Genomic DNA, 23,843 nt, shown 5'->3' with positions numbered 1-23,843 from the left:
CGGGCGGGCGGCGCGACGTAATCGCCTAACATCAGTGACCGTGCCTGCGACAGCCCCGCCAGCCGAGTCCGATGCTTCGCCACCGGCCGACAATTCGACGATCGGCTCACGTCGCACCGTCGGGCTGGTCGCCACCGTCTCCGGACTACTCGGTGCCGTGCTGTGCGTGCTGATCGGATTCCTACCCGTACACAGCACCGACGCGTCGTTCTCCTGGCCGCAGGGTCAACAACTCGCGTCGACGACGTCGTCGGTGACCGCCCCGCTGATCGCGCAGACCTCGCAATCGCTGGACGTCCGCATCCCGTGCCGCGTCCTCGCCGACGTACCGGCGGGCAAGTCGACGCTCATCATGTCGACGATGGCCGTCTCCGCACAGGACTCCAAGGCCTCGGCCCTCTACGTGACCGCGGGCGACACCGTCACCGCGACCTTCCGCAACTCCGTCGCGGCGTCGGCGCCGAGAGCCGATCTGGGTCGCTGTAGCGAGTTGCACGTCTGGTCGTCGCCGGACGGACCCGGCGCGCAGTTCGTCGGCCTCGGTGCCGCCACAACCCTCGACCCCGACAAGCGCCCGCAGATCGACGGCGTGTTCAGCGACCTGACGCCCGACCAGGCTCGAGCAGCCGCCGACGCGGGGATGCGGGTCGACATCCGCATCGACAATCGCTACGAGAGCTCGCCGACGACACTCAAGACCGTCCTCATGGTTCTGGCAGTGCTCGCGGTGATCGTCTCGCTCGTCGCACTCTTCCTGCTCGACCGAATGAGCGACGACGTGCGGCACCGAGCCCGACGCCGCGCCGGGTGGCTGCGCATCCTGCGTCCCCGCGCCACCGATCTGACGGTCACCGCGGTACTGGTGATCTGGTTGTTCCTCGGGGCGGGCAGTCCCGACGACGGGTACATCCTCAACATGGGACGCACAGCGTCGTCGTTCGGCTATCTCGCCAACTACTACCGCTGGTACGGAATCCCCGAGGCTCCGTTCGACTGGTACTACTCGTTCCTCGCCCACTGGTCGTCGATCTCGCCGTCGATTCTGTGGATGCACATCCCCGCGCTGATCGCCGGACTCGCCTCGTGGTTCGTGCTGAGTCGAATCCTGTTGCCCCGACTGGGTTCTGCTATTCGAGGCAGCGGCTGGGCGCAATGGTCGGCGGCACTGGTCTTCACCGCGTTCTGGCTGCCGTTCTGCTCCGGTCTGCGTCCCGAGGGAATCATCGTGTTGGGCTCACTGCTCACGTGGTGGGCGGCCGAGCACACACTGGCGACCCGCAAACTGTTCCCCGGAGCCATCGCAGCGGGTCTCGCGGCATTCACTCTTGCCCTTGCGCCACAGGGCATCATCGGCGTCGCGATCCTCATCGCCTCCTCCCGCGCACTGCTGCACGTGCTGCTCGTGCGCAGACGCTCCGACGGTCTGCTCCCCCTGGTCGCACCAACCATCGCCGCCGGACTTCTCGTGTTGGTCGTCGTGTTCCGCGACCAGACGATTGCCGCGGTGATCGAGGCGATCCGCGTCCGCTACGTCGTCGGACCCGTCATCGGTTGGTATCAGGAGTATCTGCGCTACTACTTCATCTCAGTCGTGACCGACGACGGAGCGCTCACCCGCCGCGTCCCCGTACTGCTGCTGTTGGCGGGAATGGTCGTCACCGTCGCAGTGATGTTGCGGCGCGGACGAATTGCCGGTGTCCACGCCGGCCCGACATGGCGACTGATCGGCGCCGTCGGCGTGACCCTCGTGCTGTTCGCCTTCATCCCGACGAAGTGGACGATTCAGTTCGGGGTGTTCGCCGGACTCGCCGCCGCGATCGCAGCGATCGCGACTCTGGCTGTCGCGCAATCGGCCGCACGCTCGGCACGGAATCTGACGGTCTTCGTCTCGGGACTGTTCTTCGCCCTCGCCGCCGCAATGGCCGGCTACAACGCCTGGCCATTCGCCTACGAATACGGCATCTCGTGGTTCGACCGCGCCCCGATCATCGCGGGCAGACCGGTGTCGACCCTGTTCCTGATCCTGGCCGTGATCGCCGCCGGAATCGCGGTGTGGCAGCACCTGCGACTCGACTACGTTGAGAACAAAGGACTTTCGCATACGACGGACGGCCCCGGCGAGACGCGGGCTGATCGTCGACGACTCTTCCTCGCGTCGTCGCCCATCGCGCTCATCGCCGGACTCATGGTGATCGCGGAGCTGCTGGTGTTCGCCAAAGGGGCGGTATCGCGCTATCCGGCGACCACCGTGTTCGCCGAGAACGTGAACACGCTGCGCGGCAACAACTGTGGCATGGCCGACGACGTGCTCGTCGAATCCGATCCCAACACCGGCATGCTGCGACCCGCCGACGGACGCACGGCGACGCAGGCACTCTCGGGAGCGACAAGTGGACCGGACGCGGCAGTCGGATTCTCCCCCAACGGAATTCCCGATGATCTCTCCCCCGAGCCCGGCAGTCAACGGCCCGGCCAGATGAACGTGGCGGCAAGTCCCGCACGACCGTTCTCGATCACGGGCGGATTGGGCGCGGGCACCACGGGCGGCCGCGGACCCAAAACCGTCAACGGTTCGACCGTCGCACTTCCGTACGGACTCGACCCCGCGACGACGCCCGTCCTCGGCAGCTACGGCTACGCGGGCGAAGCCCGCCTGACCACCGACTGGTACGACCTACCCGCCGATCGCGCGAAGACCCCGCTGCTCGTGGTCTCGGCCGCGGGTGCGATCTCGACGGTCGACACCTTCGGGGTGACCAACTTCGGACAGAAACTGGTCGTGCAGTTCGGCACCAGGGGACCCGACGGGTCGTTCACCCAGATCGGGCCAGACATCCTCCCGATCGACCCCGGACCGGTCATCTCCAACCGGCCGTGGCGCAACCTGCGCGTACCCATGAGTGCGGCGCCACCGAGAGCATCGGCGATGCGAATGTCGCTGTTGGACAACAACCTCGGGCAGTACCAGTTCATCGGCATCACCCCGCCACGAGCGCCGCAACTGCAGACACTCCAGCAGGTCGTGGGATCACAGACTCCCACACTGATCGACTTCATGGTTGCCGCCCACTTCCCGTGCCAGCAGCCGATGCGGGTGACCAACGGGGTCGCGGAGATCCCGCGCTGGCGCATCCTGCCCGACTATCCCTTCGCCAACTCCCAGTCGAAGACCTGGCAGGCGGGGGTCGACGGTGGCCTGCTCGGCATCTCGGAGACAACGACGGCCGCCCAGGCCGTCCCGACCTATCTCAAGGACGATTGGACACGGGAATGGGGTGCGCTGGAACGACTTTCACCACTGACCCCGGACGCGCCGTCAGCACAGCTACAGACGTCACAGACCACCCGCTGGGGTTGGTCACACGATGGTTCGATCAGGGTGGAGCCGCAGTCCGATGACAACTGATCCGACACCGCAGCCGCCGACCCAGAGCACGGAACGCGACGAACCAACCACCGGGGCGCCACGCAACTACCGCCGAGCGCAGATCATCGCTGCCGTCGCGGGAGTGCTCGGTGTCCTTCTCGCGGTTGCCACTCCGCTGCTGCCGGTCACACAGTCGACAGCGGCCCTGTCGTGGCCGCAGGGTGAGGGCGTCGGCAACGTCGCCGCACCGCTCGTCTCGTTCGTTCCCGTCGACATGGATCTGCGGGTTCCGTGCTCACTCGCCCGTGACCTGCCCGCGTCGGGTGGAGTCCTGATGTCGACGACGCCCGCGGGCGGTCAGGACGCCAGCGCGCGCGGATTGTTCGTCCGCGCCGACGCGTCGACGATCACCGTCACCGACCGCGACGTCGTGATTCTCTCGACCGAACGCGCAGCCGCTCAGGACAATTCGTCGTGTGCGGTGGTGTTCCACGCCGACGAGCGCGGGGTGAACGCGAAGATCGACGGCACGTCGGCAGGTGCGGGCAGCCCGTTGACGTACTCGACTCCCGACCACGAGATGCGCCCGCAGATCGTCGGGGTCTACACCGACCTTCCCGGGTCTGCGTCGCGCGACGGCCTGTCGATGCACGCCACGATCGACACCAGATACGTGAGTTCGCCGACGCCGCTCAAACTGGCCGCGATCATCGTCGGCATCATCATGACGTTGCTGTCCCTGGTCGCACTCGGCGTGCTCGACTCGCGAGATGGCAGGGGCCACAGACGATTCCTGCCCGCCGGCTGGTTCACCATCCGCGGCCCCGACCTCGCGGTACTCGCCATACTGGCGTTCTGGTGGTTGGCGGGGGCCAACACATCCGACGACGGCTACAACTTCATCGTCGGACGCATCACCGGCGATGCCGGCTACGCCGACAACTACTTCCGCTATTTCGGTGTGCCGCAGGACCCCTTCGGCTGGCACTTCCAGGTGATCTCCGCGATGACGCACGTCAGTCTCGCCACACCGTGGATGCGCCTGCCCGCCTTCCTACTCGGACTTCTCGGATGGTGGCTCATCTCCCGCGAGGTGATCCCGCGGCTGGGACGAGCGGTGCGCACGAGCACTCCGGCCGTGTGGTCGGCGGCATTCGTCTATCTCGCACTCTGGTTGCCCTACAACAACGGTCTGCGGCCCGAACCAGCGGAAGCGGTCGGCGCACTCCTGACGTGGTGCTGCGTCGAACGTGCCATCGCCACACGCAGATTGCTGCCGTACGCGGTCGCCGTCGCCGTCGCCGCGTTCACCCTTGCACTCGCTCCCGGTGGTCTCATGGCCGTGGCCGCCCTGCTCGCGGGTGTCCGTCCCATCGTGCGCACCATCGTGACCCGACGTCGGCGCGACGGACTGCTCCCCATGCTCGCGCCGATCTTCGCGGCCGGAACCCTTGTGCTGTACGAGATCTTCGCCGACCAGCCACTCGCGCCGCTGATCGCGGGCAACAAGGTTGCCACCGACGTCGGTCCGACGCTCGAGTGGTGGCAGGAGCCGATTCGCTACTACTACCTCATCCTGCCCACCGCCGACGGCACGCTCGCACGCCGCTACGGCGTGCTGATCATGATCCTGTGCCTCGTCGTCGTACTCCTGCGACTGCTGCGTAAGCAGCATCCCAACGGCATTGCGCGCGCACCGATCTGGCGGCTGATCGCGGTCACGCTCGGCACGATGTTCTTCATCGCTTTCACACCCACCAAGTGGACTCATCACTTCGGCGTCTACGCCGGAATCGCAGGCGGACTCGCCGCCGCCGCGGGCGCAATGATGGCGCCGACCATTCTGCGTTCACGCCGCAACCGCGCGTTCTTCGCAGCGGCGGTACTCGCGGTCACCGGAATCTCGTTCGCGGGCACCAACGGTTGGTGGTTCGTCGGCAGCTACGGCATCCCCTGGTGGGACAGGCAGCCGTCGATCGGCGGTGTGAGCCTCTGGTGGGTATTCCTGATCGCAGCGGTTCTCACTGCGGCGGCAGGTCTGTGGTTCCACCTGCGCGACGACTACACCGACGAACAGACGCGAACCGGCCACTCCGATCACTGGTACAGCAAGCTGAAATTCTCTCCGCTGCCGGTCATCTCGATCTTCATGGTGCTGTTCATGGTGGCCTCGTTCGCAAAAGCCGCCTACGTGCAACGTGATTCGTGGTCGTGGCTGAACTCCAACGCCCGCGCTCTCACCGGCAACGAGTGCGGCCTCGCCAATGACGTCCTCGTCGAGGCCGACGTCAACACGGGCATGCTCGCACCCGCTGCCGTCGACGGCCGCCCCGCGCCGAGCATCTCCGACGCTCTCGCAGGCGCTGGGCAGGGCTCTTCGGCTGTCGGATTCACCCCGAACGGTGTGGCCAACAAGCTGTCGGTCGACGCGACCGAGGACACGGACTCGTCGGGATCGTCGGGCGCCGTGAGTTCGGCGCCCACCAACTCTGCACCGACGGGCGCGGGTTCCGACGATCGCGACCAGACAACCGACGCCTCGCAGGGCGGCACCGAGGGTGGGCAGGGCGCGCGCGGCGTCAACGGCTCCACTGTGCGACTGCCCTTCGGACTCGACCCCGCGACCACCCCGGTACTCGGCTCCTACGGCGCGCCGTCGGGAACCGGTTCGGTGACAACCGACTGGTACCAGGTACCCCAACGCAGCGCCGACAAGCCGCTGCTCACGATCGCCGTCGCGGGCTCGGTCGACGCCGTCGACGGTGACGGACTGCGCAGCGACGGTCAGGACGTGACCGTCGAATTCGGACGCGTCGGCGCCGGCGGCACCGTGCAGCGTCTGGGCACGATGTCGCCGCTCGACGTCGGAACGGCTCCGACGTGGCGCAACCTCCGATTCCCCCTCGCCGATGCACCGGCACAGGCGACGCTCGCGCGGGTCGTCGTGCGTGACACATCCGGAGCACCGTCGGAATGGGTCGCAGTCACCCCGCCACGGGTTCCGGCCCTGCGGACGCTCAACGAGGTCGTCGGAACCACAGATCCGGTCTTCATCGACTGGGTGTCGGGACTCGTCTTCCCGTGCCAGCAGCCGATGAAGGTGCGCAACGGTGTGATGCAGGTACCGCGTTGGCGCATCATGCCCGACGCCGAGGCCACCCAGAAGAACAGCCAGACCTGGATGTCGGGGACCGCGGGCGGGCCGCTCGGTATCACCGAGGCCATGCTCATCCCCACCTTGCTCCCCACATACCTGCGCAACAACTGGGGCCGCGACTGGGGCGGACTGCAGCGGTTCACCGAGGTCGACCCCGCGCCACCGGCACAGCTCGAACTCGGCACCGCGCGCCGATCGGGACTCTGGGACCCGGGTCCCATTCGCTCGAGCGGGTACTGACCGGGCGCCGGCGCGGCGTCGTAGAAACACGTGTTTCTGACAGACGCGAGCAAAGCTTCGCGTGCATGTGTCAGAAACACGTGTATTTGCGGCTCGGGTCGAGCCGTCCAGCGTGGTGAGGACATGATCACCTTGCTTGCGCCAACGGCGTGGGCGCGCATCATTGGTGCTCATGAGCGTCGACGATTCTTCGCCCGCGGAACCCGCAGAACCCCCACGGCGCGCAGAGCACGCGGAGGAGCCAGGACACAGCCACGGTCACGGCGACGAGCCGCACGCGGGGTCGCTCGCGAATCGGCTGAACTGGTTGCGGGCTGGCGTGCTCGGGGCCAACGACGGCATCGTCTCGACGGCGGGCATCGTCGTCGGCGTTGCCGCCGCGACCACTGATCGTGCCCCGATCTTCACCGCGGGAATCGCGGGGTTGGCCGCAGGAGCGGTGTCGATGGCGCTCGGCGAGTATGTCTCGGTCAGCACCCAGCGCGACACCGAACGCGCACTGCTCGACAAAGAGGCCCGGGAACTGGCCGAGCAACCCGAAGCCGAGTTCGACGAGCTGGTGGGCCTTTACGAAGCGAAGGGACTGACACATTCGACGGCGTGTCAGGTCGCGCGCGAGTTGACCGAGCATGATGCCTTCGACGCGCACGTCGAAGCCGAACTGGGCATCGATCCGCACGAGCTCACCAACCCCTGGCAGGCGGCAGTCTCGTCGGCGGTGTCGTTCACGACGGGAGCAGTCCTACCCCTGATCGCAATCCTCGCGCCGCCCGCATCGATTCGGATTCCGGTCACATTTGTCGTTGTCCTGATCGCACTGGCGATAACCGGAGCCCTCGGCGCGATCCTCGGCGGCTCGAAACCGTGGAGACCAATGATTCGGGTCGTGATCGGTGGCGCAATCGCGATGGCCGTGACATTCGGCATTGGTCACTTGGTAGGCCATACCGTTACTTGACAGTCACCTACGACTACCTGTGCGGCGCTTGTGAGTGATACGAAAATGGACTTCTACCAGCAAGTTCAGGCTTACCTTGCTTGCCGATGACGCACCCCGAGACACGCACGCGATCCGATTCCGAAGTGGTCACATTTCAATTAACAAGGATTTGGTTCGCATACCGCAAGGATTCTCGTGGCCTACCGTTGAGTATGTAAAGAAACCGCGAGAAACCGCAACAGAAAAGGCTTGTACGTCCAGCGAACCGAATTCTGCTGAACCGCTTCCGCAGTGGACCTCCGACAAGGGTTCACCCTCCCATTGGAGCGACGATGAGCATCCTGGATCACACCTCACACGACCTCTCCCCGCGCGAGCACGGCTACGAGACAAACGACTTCGGCGAGATCGTCGGGTTCGAGCACGCGGAGCTCGAAAAGACCGCTCCTGAGCACTATTTCGATCCGTTCGTCGAGCAAGCAGACACCGGCGACTTCCCCTCGCTACGTGCCGACGCCTCTCCGGTTTCGACCTCTGGTACCGACCCAAAGGTGGGTCGCGAGTCCACCACTGGAACCGTGCCCGCCCCCGACAACCACGAGGAACACAGCACCCTCCTCATCGCCGGACTCCTCCCCATCGGCTGTCTGTGGATCGGCATCACCGTCGACAGCCTCTTTGATTCCGTTGCGCTCACCGCCTCCATCGTCGCAGTGTTTGCTACTCTCACGCTCGGAGTGCTCGTCGCATCAGCACTTCACGACAGCGAATAGCGCGGTCCGACCGCGCCGTAGATGTCGGGGCGACATCGACGCTCCGTCAGAGAGCGTGAGGGATGAGCCAAGGTCTGACGAGTACCAGGGGCGGGGACGCAGCGTCGATCTTCCAGGGTATGGAGTTGAGGCTTCAGTTCAGCCCGGTCTTCGAACTGTCGGGCGGGAGCCTGGTCGGGGCAAGTCTCGAGCTCAGCGGCCCGAAGGGCACCAATTTCGACTCCCCGCGCGCTCTGCGTCGAACCGCGACGCTCATGGAACAGCGCACGGTCCTCGATTCGCGGAAGTTCGCATTCGCCGACTCCGCGGCGGCCAGACGCGTCTCCGCGGCTCTTCCGCTCTTCCTCGCCGTCGACATCGACCTCTACGATCCGGAGCGCACCTACTCAGATGGTGAGACCCTTGCGTTGCTGATCGAACCGCGTAGCGTCTTGCGGCGTCCGCAGTCGCGGCTCGCCCAGGTCGCACGGGCACGGCGAGACGGACGACTGATCGCCGTCGAAGGGGTCAGCGCGGATCGTAGGACGGCGACATTACTCACGCTCGTCGAACCCGACGTCGTGCTACTGCACCCCGACATCCTCGCGCCGATTCCGACACCCGAAACCGCGCACCTCGCACACACACTCGCCGCACACACCGAACGCACCGGCGCGATCGTCATCGCAACGGGAGTCGACACCGAGGCCGATCGGCGGACCGCTCAGACCCTCGGCGCCCGATACGGGTTGGGCGCCCTGCACCCGCCGGTGTCGGATGCCGACGACCGTGTGCTCGGCTCGATCTCCGAACTCCCTCCGCTGCCTGCACGCACAACGCCGTCCACCGACGAGAAGACACCGTTCGCCATCGCATCGAAGTCGGGTGCGCCACGTCTCGCCGACGAACGACTGCTGCTCGAGATGAGCAAGGACCTCGAGCGGACCGCGACCGAGGCGAGCGTCGCGGTGGTGCTCGGCACCTTCCAGGATCAACACCGCTTCGCACCGTCGACGTCGCAACGGTGGCGTGCACTCTCGGAAAAGGTGGGCCTCGTCGGCGTGTACGGCGAGGGAATCCGGCCCATGAGCGAGGGCAACATCCATTACGCACCACTGAGTTCCGACGACGCTCTCGTGGAGGAATGGAACGTCGCCGTCCTCGGAATGCACTTCGCCGCACTGCTTTCCGCACGCGAAATCCATGGGCGACGCCCCAGCGGTCGTCGCGAGTTCATGTTTGTCCAGAGCTACGATCGGACGATCGTGACGCAGGCGGTGCGAGTGATCTTGTCCCGCTTCACCTGACGCCCTACCTCTCTGCGAGCGAACTCAGATCGGCATCAGCAGATGCTTACGCGGAGTGCGCATCGTCTGCTTGTCACGCAACTGCGCCAACGCTTTTCGAAGCTGCAGTCTCGTCTGGGCGGGCTCGATGACGGCGTCGATGTAGCCACGCTCTGCGGCGAGATACGGCGTGGCCATCATCGTGTTGTAGAAGTCGATGAAGTCGCGTCGCACCTTGTCGGCGTCGTGCGCCGACATGCCCTCGGTCTGCCTACGAGTCAGCACCGCCGCCGCCGACTCTGCGCCCATCACAGCGATTTTCGCCGTCGGCCACGCGAAGTTGAGGTCGGCACCGAGCTGCTTGGAACCCATCACCGCGTACGCGCCGCCGTACGCCTTGCGCAGGACGACGGTGACCTTCGGAACGTCGGCTTCGACGTAGGCGAACAAGAACTTGCCCGAGCGTCGAATGGTGCCCTTCTGCTCCTCGACGAGTCCCGGCAGGATTCCCGGGGTGTCGACGAGGAATACGAGCGGGATGCGGAAGGCGTTGCAGATGCGCACGAATCGCGTTGCCTTCTCGGATGAGTCGGTGTCGAGCGTCCCCGCCATCACGCTCGGCTGGTTGGCGACGACGCCGACGCTGTGCCCGTCGACGCGCGCGTAACCGGTGAGGATGTTGGGCGCGAACAATTCGCCGACCTCGTGGAACGCGCCGTCGTCGAAGAGCTTCACGATGATGTCGCGCATGTCGTACGCGGCGTTGTCGCTGTCGGGCATGAAATCGTTGAGCGCCAAGTCGGACTCGGTGATCTCGGGCTCGAGGCCCGGATTGATGACCGGCGGCTCTTCGAAGCTGGTCGACGGCATGTACTGCAGGTACTCGCGTACCCACTCGAATGCCTGCTTCTCGTCCGGCGCGATGTGATGGATGTTGCCCCACCGCGCCTGGTTGTGAGCGCTACCGAGGTCTTCTGCCGAAATCTCCTCGCCCGTGGTCTGTTTGATGACGTCGGGGCCGGTGACGAACATGTACGACTTGTCCTCGACCGCGACGAGGATGTCGGTGTTCGCGGGCGTGTACACCGCGCCGCCCGCACACTTTCCGAGGATCACCGACACCTGCGGCGACAGACCGGAGAGCAGATCGTTTCGTCGCCCCATCTCGGCGTACCAAGCCAGTGAGGTCACCGCGTCCTGGATGCGCGCACCGGCCGAATCGTTGATGCCGACCATCGGGCAGCCGATCTTGCCTGCCCACTCCATGAGCGCAGAAACCTTGCGGCCGAACATCTCTCCGACGGTGCCGCCGAAGACGGTCTGGTCGTGGCTGAAGGCAGCGACAGGACGGCCGTGCACCAGTCCGTGTCCCGTCACGACGCCGTCGCCGTAGCCCGTGTGTGCTGCCCCGGGCATCTTGGCGAGCGCACCGATCTCGACGAAGGTCCCGGGATCGAACAGCATATCGAGACGCTCACGCGGAGAACAGATTCCCTTACGCTCGCGCTTCTCGATCGCCTTCTCGCCACCGGGTTCACGCGCCTGCTCCAACCGGACGCGTAGATCGGCGAGTTTGGCTGCGGTCGTGTCGGTCACGTGATTCTTCTTCCTCGATGTCAGTGCTGCGCCGGCCCGCTTCGCGTTCCGTCGCGATGTCGGTGCTAGTTGGTCGCCTTCGCCTCCACGGCGGCCAGACGCTTCGTCAGGTCGGCGCCGATCTTGGCGATGTACGGCTCGTCGACGATCGACAGGTGATCGCCGCCGATATGGATGATCTCCAGGTCGTCGACGACCTCGCCCCACCGACCATCCTCGTCGATCTCCGCCCACTGGGGCTCGAGTTCGATTGCGCCGTCGTGCATCTTGTCGGCGCGGTAGAGGATCACCTTGCCGCTATAGGGCTGCGGCGCGATGTTGGTCAGCGCGCGGTTGTCGACAAACGACGTCCGCTGATGCTCGATGATGCCGCCGGGGATCTTGGTGCCAGACATCGAGACCATCTCCATGATGATCGCGAACTGGCCCTCGTCGTCGGCGTCGACGAGTCGGTCCATCGGGATCGGGACGTCGGGGTCGAGATCGTAGTTGCGGATCGCGAAGTCTTTCCAGCGTTCGAGCCGTGCCCGCTTGTTCTCGGGGGTGTCGGGCACATCGTGGCGCGGTCGGACCACGTCGATCAGTCCGACGAACGCGACTTCTTCGCCCTCGTCACGCAAGACCTTGGCGCAGCCGTACGCGAGCGCGCCGCCGAGCGACCACCCGATCAGCACATACGGGCCGTGCGGTTGGACCTCACGCAACCGAGGCAGGTACTGCGCGACCCGCTCCTCGATGGTGCCCTCGACGCGGTCGAAACCGATCACCGGCTGATCGTCGGGAAGCCGCTTGAGCAGTGCCTCGTACGCCGACGTGTTACCGCCCGCGGGGTGAAACAGCAAAGCGGGCACCGGATCTCCCGCGGTGGGGTCGTACGACTTCTTACCGCTCGGCACCAGGCGCAGGTAGCGGATGAAGCCGTCGGTGTCGGCCGCGGCGTCGAGGAACTTGCGGACGTAGTCCGACATCTCCTCGATCGTCTCCGAATCGAGAATGTCCTCGACATCGATGTCGCCACCGGTGCGCTCGTTGAGCTTGTCGGTCAGCTTCTGTGCGACGTCCTCTTCGAGCACGGGCAGCTTGTTGAAGATGCCCCCGGCCGACTTGCCCGTGATGACCGCGTACACGCCGAACGTCAAGCGCTCTGCGGCATCTCGCGGCGGAACGTCGGAACCCGCCGCCTCTGCGACGGCCTGCTGGCTGGTGAGGTCCGGCGCAGGGGCCGCGACCTCAGCGGCCTTGGCCGGCGCGGCGGTCTCCACCCGCTGATCGAGCTCTTCTCGCTGATCGACCTCCGACCGCTGATCGAGCTCTTCTCGCTGATCGAGCTTGTCGAGATCACCCCGCTGATCGGCGGTCTCCCGCTGATCGAGCTTGTCGAGATCATCCTTCGCGAGTTGCTCGTCGATGTATGAGTTGAGCGCTGCGGTGTCGAGTTCACCTTCGCCGGCGGCCTTGCCTGCGAGGTCGTCGAGCTGGTCGCGGTGGGTGACCGCGAACGCGACGAACTTCTCGACGTCGGACAGGTTCGCCTGGCGCATCGCCTGCAGTTGCAGTTGCGGAATGTCGAATTCGTACTCAACGCGGTTCTTGATGCGCACCGCCATGAGCGAGTCGAGTCCCAGCTCGATCAGCGGGATCTCCCGCGGTAGATCCTCGGGGTCGTAGCCCATGGACTCACCGACAATGATCGCGAGTCGATCACCAACGGACTCACCCGATTCCGGGTCCCACTTATTGCCGATGTCGTCGACGACCTCGTCCTCGACCGTCAGCGACGTGTCGGTGTAGCCGACCTTCGCCGGGTCGATGGCACCGTCTGCGCGCTCGGCAGCGCCGTCGGCAGGTTCCGCGCTGCCGCCGGCAGCGTCTGTGGTGCCCGTGACGACCGCCTCGAACAGGAGGTGGAAGTTCTTGTCCCGCTTGGTGTGCACCGTCACCGACGCACCGCCGGGGTGCGGACTCAGTGTGGTGGTCAACGTGCCCGTCTTCGGGAACTCGCCGTGGGTAGCCGCGGCGCCGACGCGCGCGTCGTCGAATACCTCTGCTGCCGCCGCACGAACCAACTCGCGCGGATCAGTCACCGCAGCAGCATTGACCTCCCACGCGTGACGGCCATCGGGAAGCGCGACGTGCGAGCCGGGAATCCGCCCTGCCGTACCACCACTGGAGATCTGCGCGGTGAGCCAGAAGGGCTTGCGGTCGAAGCGGGTTCGCGGGATGTCGGCGTAATCGCCTGTGCCGAAGAGTGATCCGACGTCGACGGGATGTCCGTGGACGTACAGCTTCATCAGTGCGTTGACGACACCGAAGTTCTCGTCCTCCTTGCGGCGCAATGTCTCGATCAGCTCGGCGTCGTGCAAGCCTGCCGAGAAGGTCACTGCCGCAACGGAGATCAGCACCGCCGGATTCGGCGAGAGCTCGAGGAAGGTCCGGTGGCCGTTCTCCACCGACTTCGAGATCGCCTGGCTGAACCACACGCTGTGGCGCAGCCCCTTGAGGAAGTAGTCGATGGTGTGCACGGGCTCGTGTCCGGCACGGTAGAAGGCCTCGCGATCGACCGAACTGTAGAAGCCGGTTTCGAGGCGCTTCGGCTCGATTCCGGTGAGCTCGTACGACAATTCGCCGAGCAGCGGGTCCATCTGCGACGTGTGGCTCGCGCCCTTGGTCTGCAGTTTGCGACCCAACTTGCCCTCGGCCTCGGCGCGCGCGACGATCGCGTCGACCTGGGGCTCGGGTCCACCGATGACTGTGTGCGTCGGTGCCGCGTAGACGCAGATCTCGAGGTCGGGGAAGTCGACGAGGACGTCGTTGATGTCGTCCGCGCTGTACTCGACGAGCGCCATCAGGCGGATGTCGTCGCCGGTGAGCGTCGCCTCGCCCTCGCCCATGAGCCGCGAGCGCTGGCAGATGACGCGCGTGGCGTCTTCGAGCGAGAGTCCGCCACTGATGTACGCGGCCGACGCCTCGCCCATCGAATGCGGCACCAGCACACCGGGTTCGGCGCCGTGGTGACGCAGAAGATCGGCGAGCGCAACCTGGATCGTGTAGATGCCGACCTGCGCCGTCTCGATGCCGTAGGTCTGCTCGTCGTCGACGAACATCTCTGCGATGGAGTATCCGAGTTCGTTCTGCACGTACTCGTCGACGCGGTCGACGTACTTCTTGAAGATCGGATTCTCGAGGTAGAGCTGCTTGGCCATCTTGCGATGCTGCGAGCCGAAGCCCGAGAGCAGCCAGACCGCCGTTGCGGCGTCGGGCGAATCAGCCGAGTACACAAGAGGATTGGCTTTGCCCTCCGCGACGGCGCGCACACCCTTGACTGCGTCTTCGTGGGTGCGGGCCATGACGACCGACCGCGAACGACCGTGGTTGCGGTGCGCGAGCGCGCGTCCGATGTCGGCGAGGGGCGTCGACGCACCCTCGTCGGACTCGAGCCACTCGAGCAGGTCGGCGGCAGCCTTACGACGCCGCGACGGCAGGAATCCCGAAAGCACCAGCGGCACAACCGATCCCTCGACGGCGCACGGGGCAAAGCCGTCGGCGGGGTCGGCTTCGACGACCTCGGCGGGCGCGTCGTCCTTCTTCGCCTGCGCGGCCAGGACGGCGCGCTCGGCGTCGGTGAGGAAGTCCTCGTCGTCATCGTCGGTGGTTTCGACAAGCTCAACCAGCGAGGACGGCTCAACCAGCGGGGACGGCTCAACCAACGAGGAGGACTCAGCGTCTCCGGTGGTCGGGGTGTCTCCGCTGGTCGAGCTTGTCGAGACCACGCCCGACAGATCACTCGGCAGCGCCTCACGCACGACGACGTGCGCGTTGGTGCCACCGAAGCCGAAGCCCGACACACCCGCGACAGCATGGCCCGAGTAGCGCGGCCAGTCCGTCGGCTCCTCGACCACCTTGAGGTGTCCGGCGTCGAACTGAATGTAGGGGTTGGGGCCGGAGTAGTTGAGCGATGCAGGCAGCTTGTTGTGCTGCATAGCGAGAACCACCTTGGCGAGCGCACCTGCGCCAGCGGCGGACTCCATATGCCCGAAGTTCGTCTTGGCAGAACCGAGGAGTGCAGGCGCATCGGCCTGTCGACCTCGCCCGACGACCCGACCGAGAGCGTCGGCTTCGATGGGATCGCCGAGGACCGTGCCGGTTCCGTGCGCTTCGATGTAGTCGACGCCGCGCGGATCGACAGCGGCGTCGGTGTACGCCGAGCGCAGCACCTCGACCTGGGCCTCGGGATTCGGAGCGGGCAGGCCGTTGGAGCGGCCGTCGGAGTTGACCGCCGAACCCGCGACAACTGCGAGCACGGTGTCGCCGTCGCGTCGGGCGTCGGCGATGCGCTTGAGTACGAACAGTCCGCCACCCTCGGCGCGGATCATGCCGTCGGCGTCGGCCGAGAACGCCTTGATGTGGCCGTCCTTGGCCTGCGCGCCGATGCTGTCGAAGCCGAGCGTCGCCGCGGGCGTGATGATCATGTTGACGCCACCGGCGAGCGCGACGTCGGATTCACCCGAGCGCAGGCTGCGTACGGCCTGATGCACGGCGACCAACGACGACGAGCACGCGGTGTCCATCGCGACCGACGGACCGTGGAAGTCGAAGAAGTAGGAGACGCGGTTGGCGACGATCGACGTCGACGTTCCGGTCAGCGCGTAGGCGGCGGTGTCGTGAGCGCCGTCGTCGAGGCCCATGGCCGCGAGAAGCTGGTAGTCGTTGGTCGACGTGCCGATGAAGACACCGACCGGCGCGCCCTTGAGGTCGCTGGCCGGAATGTGGGCGTCTTCGAGTGCCTCCCATGCCAGTTCGAGTGCGAGGCGCTGCTGCGGGTCGACCATCTCGACCTCGCGCGGACTCATCTGGAAGAAGTCGGCGTCGAAGCTCTTGACGTCGTCGAGGTAGCCGCCCTTGACGTTGGACTCGTCGATCACCTTCGCGAGGCGCGGGTCGGATTTGAACTCGGCCCAGCGGTCGTCGGGAAGGTCGGAGATGCCGTCGCGGCCGGAGATCAGGGCTTCCCAGGTGGAGTCAGGGGTCTGCCCGGCCTTGGGGAAGCGTGTCGAGAGGCCGACGATCGCGATGTCGTCGTCGGCGTTGCGCTCGCGAATCCAGAAGGTCTCGGCGTCGAGGTCGAGGCCCTCGTCGGGGTCGCCTTCGATGATGCGCTTGGCCAGCATCGCGATGGTGGGGTGGTTGTAGGCGACCGTCGCGGTCAGTACGACGCCGGTCTTGTCCTCGATGTCGGCGGCAAGCGCCACCGCATCGCGCGACGACAGGCCGAACTCCTCCATCGGACGGTCGTCGGAGATCTGCTCCGCGGAGATTCCGGTCGACGTCGCGACCCACTCCCGCAGCCAGTCGCGCAGTTCGGAAACCGTCAGCCCACCGGCGGTCTCGCCGTCGGTGCTCTCGCTGTTGACGCTGTCGGTGTCGGGGCTGTCGGCGTCGGCCGCAGGCTCGATGTTCGGCTCGTTGTTCAGTTCAGACATCGGTCACCAGACTACTTGGCGGCGCAGCCAGGGCTGCGCGGGTTGTGGGCAGAAGTGGTCTCGACAAGCTCGACCAGCGGGGCGGGGGCTCGACCAGCGGCGGGCACTCGACCAGCGGGTGGTCTCGACAAGCTCGACCAGCGGTGGCCGCTCGACCACCCCGACGACGCCGCCTCCGACGAAGAGCTGCGCCGCGGGCCCCAATCACACCGAATCGGGAAACGCATCCTGCTTGTATCCGCCGCGGAGTCGGCCGTCGACATATGCGGTCTTGGTGGCGCGGCGTGCGATCTTGCCGCTGCTGGTGCGGGGAATCGAGCCTGCGGGCACGAGCAGTACGTCGCGGGCCATCACGCCGTGGCGCCGGGCCACCGCGGCGCGGACGGTGTCGGCGATCTCCTGCGGATCGGTCTTCTTGCCCGGTCCACGCTCGGCCACGATGACCAGCTGCTCCGACGCGTCGTCGGCGTCGAATTTCAGTCCGCTGGCGGCGTTCTCGAAGACGACGCTCGGCAGCTGGTTGGCGGGGACGGCGAAGGCGGCGACAAAGCCGGGGCGCAGCGCGGTGCTGGCCTCCTGTGCGCTGAACTCGAGGTCTTGCGGGTAGTGATTGCGGCCGTCGACGATCACGAGGTCTTTGACGCGACCGGTGATGTAGAGCTCGCCGTCGAGCCAGACGCCGTAGTCGCCTGTGCGCATCCACTGTGCGTCTGCGGGCGCGCCGTCGGTGTGGCTGCCCTGTTCGAGCGGCGTGTCGACGGTGTTGTGGAACGTCGCCTCGCTCTCGTCGGCCTTGTTCCAGTAGCCGGCTCCGATGTTGAGGCCGTGCAGCCAGATCTCGCCGACCTCGCCGTCGGCTTTCTCGACGGCCTTTCCGGTCTCGTCGTATTCAGCGGCGTCGACGATCGTGGCCCACTGGCTCAGCGCGACCTGTCCACACGAGACCTGTGCGACCGCGTTGGGTGCGTGCTGGTCGACGACCTTCATGTGTCCGGCGTTGAGTTCGTCGCGGTCGACGTAGACGATCTTGGCCTCGTTGTTGCGCTGCGTCGCGGAGACGAACAGCGTTGCCTCGGCCATGCCGTAGCAGGGCTTGATCGCGGTCTTGGGCAGGCCGTACGGACCGAATGCGTCGTTGAACTTCTTCATCGAGCTGACGGTGACGGGCTCGGAGCCGTTGATCAGGCCGATCACGTTCGACAGGTCGAGGTGCTCGCCGTCCTTGGGCAGACCGCGTGCTGCGGCGTGCTCGTAGGCGAAGTTCGGGGCTGCCGCGTATGTCTCGGCGCCGTCGCTTGCCGCTGCGAGTTCCTTGATCCAGCGGCCCGGCCTGCGGACGAATGCCTGCGGGCTCATGATCGTGATGTAGCGGCCGCCGAGCGCAGGAAGGATCACCGTGAGCAGACCCATGTCGTGGAACATCGGCAGCCAGGTGACGCCGCGCGCGTTGCGGTCGATCTCGATGCAGTCGTAGATCTGCAGGCAGTTGGCCGCGACAGCCTCGTAGGTGATCTCGACGCCTGCGGGCACGCGGGTGGAGCCTGACGTGTACTGGAGGTACGCGACGGTGTCGCGGTTGTGGTCCTTACCCGCGACCGGTGCGACCCAGCTCGATCCGACGGAGTCGGGGACTGCGTCGACGGCGATCACGCGGGGACGTTCCTTGGCGGGCACGCCGGCGAAGAAGTCGCGTACGGCCTCGGCCGACTTGGTCGAGGTGAGGATTGCCGTCGGCTTGCAGTCGGCGAGCACCGCGGTCAGGCGATCGGTGTGGCCCGGCTCGTCGGGGCTGAAGAGCGGAACGGCGATATTGCTCGCGTAGAGCGCCGCGAAGAAACCGATCACGTACTCCAGCGATTGCGGAGCAAGAATCGCGACTCGATCACCGGGCTTGGTGACCTGCTGCAGCCGTGCGGCGACCGCGCGCAGTCGCTTACCGAACTGCGCCCAGGTGAGGTCTTGCGCCTCGCCGTCGCGTTCGCGGCTGTAGTCGATGAAGCGGTACGCCAGCGTGTCAGCCTGATCGCGCACGTTCCGTTCGACATAGTCGACCAGCGTCGCGTCCTCGTTGAAATGCAGGTTGCCGCTCTCATCGAGGAACTGCTCAAATTCTGTGTTCAGCATCCATTACTCCTGTGGCCCCCTTGTGGGACGCCACGTCCGTGCGCCTCGTCGGCGCGGTGTCGTGGCACTCCCCGCAGGTACCACGTCTTTTGGGCGTCGCGTCCGCATCTATAACGCGTGACACGGTAGCCCACACTCGGCTACTCACCCGAATTCTTGGCTTTTGGTGGATTGCACCTTTACGACGTCGGAATTCCGACACATCCCGAGAGTCATTCGCAGGCGAATTCACGTCAGCCCATTCCGACGAATGCGAAATGGGCCGTCGATGATGTTACTCCCCCTTCAATTGTGCAAGCACAGGCGCAAACGCATCCATCTGAGTGGGGAAGACGCCCACGTACGACATCGTCGTGCGTCGACGCACCTCGCGGATCTGGTCGGCGATCTCCTCGAACGATCCGATCGCGATATAGGGCGACGTCAACACGTCGTCGACGGTGAACTCGGTGTCGTGGGCAATGTTAGGCGGGTACCCCTGCGCAAGCGCCTTGAGTGCCATTTCCGCAGTGGCCTCGCGGTCGTCGGTGATGACGATGACCGCGATGGTCCAGTTGAGCTCGATGTCGGCGAACCGGTCGCCCGCGACCTCGCGGATGCGGTCGACGCGCGCCGCCGTCCTCTCGATCGTCATGTCCGACAGCTTCATCTTGCCGTCGGGCGTGGTGCCCGGGGCGACGGAGATGATGTCGGCGTGCTTGGCGGCCAGGGCGAGCATCTTCGGTCCGCCGCCGCCGACTGCGATCGGCGGTCGCGGTCCCTGACGAGGCCGAGGACTGCCCTCGAGGCCGTGGATCTGATAGAACTCGCCGTCGAAGTCGACGGTCTCGCCGCGCATCAGCTTGTCCAGGATGGTCAGCGATTCGTCGAGCTTCCTGATGCGCACACCCGGCGACTCGAACTCGATCCCCGCCTTGTCGAACTCTTCCTTCATCCATCCCGCGCCGATGCCGAGCTCGAGTCGGCCCTTGCTCAGGACGTCGATCGTGTTGGCCTCCTTGGCCAGGATCGCCGGATGACGGAAGCCGTTGGCGAGCACGGAGGTTCCGAGACGGATGGTGCTCGTCGCCTGGCTGAGCGCTCCGAGGGCTGCGAGCGGTCCGACCTGGTTGCCCAGGTGGTCGGGTACCGCGAACGTGTCGTAGCCGTACTCTTCCGCGGTCTGCGCCAGCTTCACGAACTTGCGGGCTCCGCCCTCGTCCTTGTTGCCCTCGCCGCCGGCTCCGAACCGGAACTTGCGCAGTTCACCGGGGTCACTCATCGTCGCCTGCTTCTCCTCACGCATCACTGCGGTTACCGGTCGCGTTGCCGGTTGGTCTGGTGGGCGTATATGCCCGACCGTCCAACGGTAATGCAGGTCGACGGCGCTGCCCAAACACGGCTCGACGGGACATACGACCTAGTCGAGCGCGGGCATGACTGCGAACGCGACGATCCGACGCCGCGTGACGGGCGCGACGTCGGATCTACGTCAGTTGTGTGCGGGACGCGGGGCGTCGGCGATCACTTTGTTCGACCAGCCGTACATCCACTGCGTGGCGCTGACGCCGTCGAGCTGCCAGTAGCGCTTGGTCGCGTACATGGCGTGAACGGGATTGTTGATCGCGCCCGCGAGCTGACCGACCGCAGCGACCGGATTGGCGACGGTCGGCGAATCGCAGATGAGATCGCCTGGCGCACAGATAGATTGGACGCGGTCTCGGAGATCGCCGAACCCACCGCTTCGCGGTCCGGTCATCGTGATCCCCGGCACGAGCTTGCCTATCCCGCTGAGCGCGACCTCGGCACCTACACCGTCGGGTGCGGGGCCGATGTCGTTCTGCTGCCCCTTCTCGCGTCGGCCGTCGGCGATGAGCCCGACGCCGAGCACCAGGTCCTGATCCGACGCGGCGATCGGGCCGCGACCGTTGCCGATGTTGCTCGCGAGGTCGCCTCCGATGACCGCACCTTGCGAGAAGCCCATGATCACGTAGCGCGTCAGCGGACACTTCTTGTTGGTGTCACGCAGTTTTGCCGCAGCGCGGTTGTAGCCCTGCTGTCGGGACACGTTGTAGTCGACCTGGCGGTCGTTGAGATTGGTCGGGTTACGGAATTGCGCGATGTAGGGAACGGTGTAGACCTCGGTGCGCGAGGTCGGGTACTCGTTCTGCAGCGCCGTGGACACCCGTCGCATCAGCGACGCCTTGTTGGCCGTCGGATTCATCGGGTCGTCGTCGGCCGACGATTCCCACGTACCCGGTATGACCAGCGTCAACACGTCCGGACAGTCGGCGGACTGCGCCTCCGGACGTCCGGGCGACGGTGGAGCGCTGGTCGACGGCCCCTCGCCGCCGGGAATACTCGGCGGTCCGGGTTTGAGCAGAGTGATCACCAAGATCACGATCAACACGATCGCGATGACGGCGAGAAGGGCTAGGAGCAGTGCAATACGACCGAGTCGACGACCCTTACGTCGACCGGTGGCACCTCGCTTGGCCGTCACCTAGCAGTAATTGTCACGTGCGGCTTTGATGACCTTGTCCGCCTTCGAGTTCGCCTCTGCGACGTTCTTCGAACTCGGGCCGATCATCGCGGTCACGAAAGCCTTCACGGTCGTCGGATCGGCTCCCTTGGACTGCTGCGCACAGACGTACTCGGCGCTGTTGAGCGCGACGGAGTTGTCGGAGTCGCCTGCGAAGCTGATGTTCTGGTCCTTGAGCGCCTGCAGGTACTTCTTGCCCTTGTTGCTCACCGGCTCGCCGCCGGGGCCGGGAAAGTTCTCCGGCACCTTGGTGCCGCTGTTCGGTGCGGTCGCGGGCAGCGTCGTCGAACCCGACACCTTGGTGCCGTCCGACGCGGCTTTCGACGACTCGATCTCTGATTCCGACGACTTCGCGGCCGACGACGACGGAGACGAGTACATCGACGTCGTCGTGACGGGGTCACTCGTGATCGGAGCACTTGCTGTCGAGTCGTCCGAGCACGCGGTCAATCCGCCTGCCAGAGCGAGTCCCGCCACCATCACACCCAACCCGAAGAACTTCCTCATCATCACTTCCTCATCACAACCCGACCGGTCGTTGTCGGCACCGTGCCAGGCTACTCCGAACGCAAGACGTCACAGACCACCACAACGACGTCACCTGCGAAAACGCCGCGATTCCTCAGCGAGATCTCAGCGCACCCACACCCGGCGCCGAGGCTGTGCCGATCAATCGAACACACTCGGCACCGGGTGAGGCTGCGCGCGGTCATTTACCGATGACCGTCCCGCCATTGGCGGTCCAGGAAATCTTGCCGCGCTCGAACGTGTTGAAGCGTCCCTTGCCGTCCCTGGTTGGCAGTTCGTCGCTGGTCGGCAGACCCAGTTTGCCGCCGGGACCGCCGATCGAGGCGTATGCCCCACCGATCGCGCCCGCGACCTCCTTGGGCCCCTTGGGACCCGTGATCACGCGACCCTTGTAGAAGTCCTGTGCGCGTCCACCCGGTACCGCGTACTCGGGGGTGAGGCAGCCGCCCAGTTTGTTGGCGTCTGCGACCTTCTTGAACGCCGCCGACGCACGGCACGCGACCTTGTCGCCGCCGAGTCCGAGCGCCGCCGCAGCCTGCGGCCACGCCTGCGCCATCTCGAACTCCCAGTAGGCCCAGGTGTGGGTTCCGGACGGTCGGTACACCGCCTGCCCCGGGATGCCGAGCTGGTTGAGCTTGATCGCGAACTGTTGCGACGTGACGCGGCTGAGCAGTTCCAGACCGACGCCCGAGTAGTTCGTGGCGAGCAGCGGGATATCCGACGGCTTGTCGTGTGGTCCGACGAGTCCGTTGCCCGACGAGACGTAGAGGCTCGTTCCGCGAAGCTTGTCGGCGATCAGGAACGGGTCGTGCTCCTTCCATGCCGGATCGCTCGGCGGTCCGAACATGTTCATCGAGTTGTAGCCACCGCCATCGCGCTGAGCGAACTGGATTGCCTGCGGCATACCCGTCGACGTCAACTGCAGAATGCCCGAGAACGACGCCGCGAACTTGTAGAAGCCCGGATTGCGCGCGGCCAGCATCATCGCGCCGGTGCCACCCATGGAGAGGCCCTCGATGCCGCGGACGTCCGTCGAACGCCAGTCGCCTTCGATGATCGGGGGCAACTCGTGGATGAGGAACGTCTCCCACTTGTAGGTCTTGCCGCGGTCGGGCTGCTTCCAGTCGGTGTAGAAGCTCGACTCGCCGCCGATCGGCAGGACGACGTTGACGTTCTTGTCCTTGTAGAAGTCGACGATGTTGGTGTTCAGGACCCACCCGCTCTGGTCGTCCTGCGCACGCAGGCCGTCGAGCATCGTCAGTTGCGGGAACTTGGCGTCCGGGCGCGCCCACCAGTCACGCGCCAGCAGGATCTGCACCTGGATGTCGGTGTTCATCGCGGGCGAGTGCACCCATAGCGCGACCCGGCGGTCGGTGTACCAGAACACCTTCGTGACGCGTGCGGGCTGAGCGGGCGCCGCTGCGGGCTGCGCGGGTGCTGCCGCGGGCGGCGCAGGCTGAGCGGGCGCCGGCGCTGCGGGTTGAGCCGGCGCTGCGGGTTGAGCCGGCGCTGCGGGTTGGGCTGGCGCTGCCGGGTTGGCAGGGGGCGCGGCGGGCGGATCAGCAGGCGCCGACGCCTGGCCCGCCATCGTCACACCGACCGCCACGGCGATCGTCGCCGACACCGTGGCTGCGAGACGCGTGATCCGACGTCCTCGTCGCCACCCCTGCTCGTTCGTCACCCGATCCCCCTTCGCGCGATCAGCGCGTACCGCTCGACGCATTCGATTCCCACTCCTTCGCACCGGTGGGGCGGAACTCCGCTGTGTGCGCGTCTGCGCACACCTCAGAATTCACACACATCCCACTAGCCACATTTAGCCTCAGGTGTTTCTTACCCTGTCCCGACGATG

Annotated in this window: 12 protein-coding genes; 5 read left to right on the top strand and 7 right to left on the bottom strand. The window is 65.9% G+C overall.

Annotated elements, in window-relative coordinates; all coding sequences use genetic code 11:
• Positions 1-40: 40 nt before the first annotated feature.
• From RND64_RS01505 to RND64_RS01485, 5 genes are all read left to right on the top strand, one after another.
• Entirely contained in the window at positions 41-3,406 is a 3,366-nt protein-coding gene (locus RND64_RS01505; RefSeq protein WP_331436404.1) for an arabinosyltransferase domain-containing protein, read from the top strand.
• Entirely contained in the window at positions 3,396-6,764 is a 3,369-nt protein-coding gene (locus tag RND64_RS01500; protein ID WP_197494540.1) for an arabinosyltransferase domain-containing protein, read from the top strand. The genes RND64_RS01505 and RND64_RS01500 overlap by 11 nt, the downstream gene beginning before the upstream one ends.
• Positions 6,765-6,936: 172 nt before the next feature.
• The gene (locus tag RND64_RS01495) at positions 6,937-7,722 is read left to right on the top strand and encodes a VIT1/CCC1 transporter family protein (RefSeq protein WP_049700185.1); all 786 of its coding nucleotides are present in this window, start codon (positions 6,937-6,939) and stop codon (positions 7,720-7,722) included.
• 314 nt (positions 7,723-8,036) lie between these two features.
• A complete protein-coding gene (locus tag RND64_RS01490) occupies positions 8,037-8,477 on the top strand; it encodes a hypothetical protein (protein WP_049700186.1) in 441 nt (146 codons plus the stop codon).
• Between the two features lie 119 nt (positions 8,478-8,596).
• Entirely contained in the window at positions 8,597-9,763 is a 1,167-nt protein-coding gene (locus tag RND64_RS01485; RefSeq protein WP_231894228.1) for a DICT sensory domain-containing protein, read from the top strand.
• Positions 9,764-9,787: 24 nt separating this feature from the next.
• Here the strand turns inward: RND64_RS01485 and RND64_RS01480 are convergent, their stop codons facing one another.
• The 7 genes from RND64_RS01480 to RND64_RS01450 all read right to left on the bottom strand — a co-directional run bounded on the left by RND64_RS01480 (position 9,788) and on the right by RND64_RS01450 (position 23,714).
• Positions 9,788-11,338, bottom strand: a complete 1,551-nt coding sequence (locus tag RND64_RS01480) for an acyl-CoA carboxylase subunit beta (protein WP_049700188.1) — start codon at positions 11,336-11,338, stop codon at positions 9,788-9,790.
• A 65-nt stretch (positions 11,339-11,403) separates the two neighbouring features.
• Positions 11,404-16,818: a polyketide synthase Pks13 gene (pks13, locus tag RND64_RS01475; protein ID WP_331436403.1), complete on the bottom strand. Its 5,415-nt coding sequence runs from the start codon at positions 16,816-16,818 to the stop codon at positions 11,404-11,406.
• A gap of 204 nt (positions 16,819-17,022) precedes the next feature.
• Positions 17,023-18,942, bottom strand: a complete 1,920-nt coding sequence (gene fadD32, locus RND64_RS01470; protein ID WP_049700190.1) for a long-chain-fatty-acid--AMP ligase FadD32 — start codon at positions 18,940-18,942, stop codon at positions 17,023-17,025.
• Between the two features lie 274 nt (positions 18,943-19,216).
• Positions 19,217-20,203, bottom strand: a complete 987-nt coding sequence (locus RND64_RS01465) for an LLM class F420-dependent oxidoreductase (RefSeq protein ID WP_152930124.1) — start codon at positions 20,201-20,203, stop codon at positions 19,217-19,219.
• Positions 20,204-20,413: 210 nt separating this feature from the next.
• On the bottom strand, positions 20,414-21,424 hold the full coding sequence (locus RND64_RS01460; RefSeq protein ID WP_049700192.1) for a cutinase family protein: 1,011 nt from the start codon (positions 21,422-21,424) through the stop codon (positions 20,414-20,416).
• The gene (locus RND64_RS01455; protein WP_049700304.1) at positions 21,425-21,970 is read right to left on the bottom strand and encodes a DUF732 domain-containing protein; all 546 of its coding nucleotides are present in this window, start codon (positions 21,968-21,970) and stop codon (positions 21,425-21,427) included.
• A gap of 202 nt (positions 21,971-22,172) precedes the next feature.
• Positions 22,173-23,714, bottom strand: a complete 1,542-nt coding sequence (locus RND64_RS01450; protein ID WP_387314279.1) for an alpha/beta hydrolase-fold protein — start codon at positions 23,712-23,714, stop codon at positions 22,173-22,175.
• Positions 23,715-23,843: the final 129 nt, after the last annotated feature.

The organism is Gordonia sp. w5E2 (assembly GCF_036540975.1).
In the GTDB taxonomy this organism is placed as follows: domain Bacteria; phylum Actinomycetota; class Actinomycetes; order Mycobacteriales; family Mycobacteriaceae; genus Gordonia; species Gordonia jacobaea.
This window is presented reverse-complemented; position numbering and strand designations above follow the sequence as displayed.

What these genes read in the sequence shown, in the direction of transcription:
- RND64_RS01500 (WP_197494540.1), top strand. Translation starts at nt 3,396, where the DNA reads ATGACAACTGATCCGACACCGCAGCCGCCGACCCAGAGCACGGAACGC.
- RND64_RS01465 (WP_152930124.1), bottom strand. Translation starts at nt 20,203, where the DNA reads ATGAGTGACCCCGGTGAACTGCGCAAGTTCCGGTTCGGAGCCGGCGGC.
- RND64_RS01455 (WP_049700304.1), bottom strand. Translation starts at nt 21,970, where the DNA reads ATGAGGAAGTTCTTCGGGTTGGGTGTGATGGTGGCGGGACTCGCTCTG.
- RND64_RS01495 (WP_049700185.1), top strand. Translation starts at nt 6,937, where the DNA reads ATGAGCGTCGACGATTCTTCGCCCGCGGAACCCGCAGAACCCCCACGG.
- fadD32 (WP_049700190.1), bottom strand. Translation starts at nt 18,942, where the DNA reads ATGCTGAACACAGAATTTGAGCAGTTCCTCGATGAGAGCGGCAACCTG.
- RND64_RS01490 (WP_049700186.1), top strand. Translation starts at nt 8,037, where the DNA reads ATGAGCATCCTGGATCACACCTCACACGACCTCTCCCCGCGCGAGCAC.
- pks13 (WP_331436403.1), bottom strand. Translation starts at nt 16,818, where the DNA reads ATGTCTGAACTGAACAACGAGCCGAACATCGAGCCTGCGGCCGACGCC.
- RND64_RS01450 (WP_387314279.1), bottom strand. Translation starts at nt 23,714, where the DNA reads ATGCGTCGAGCGGTACGCGCTGATCGCGCGAAGGGGGATCGGGTGACG.
- RND64_RS01485 (WP_231894228.1), top strand. Translation starts at nt 8,597, where the DNA reads ATGGAGTTGAGGCTTCAGTTCAGCCCGGTCTTCGAACTGTCGGGCGGG.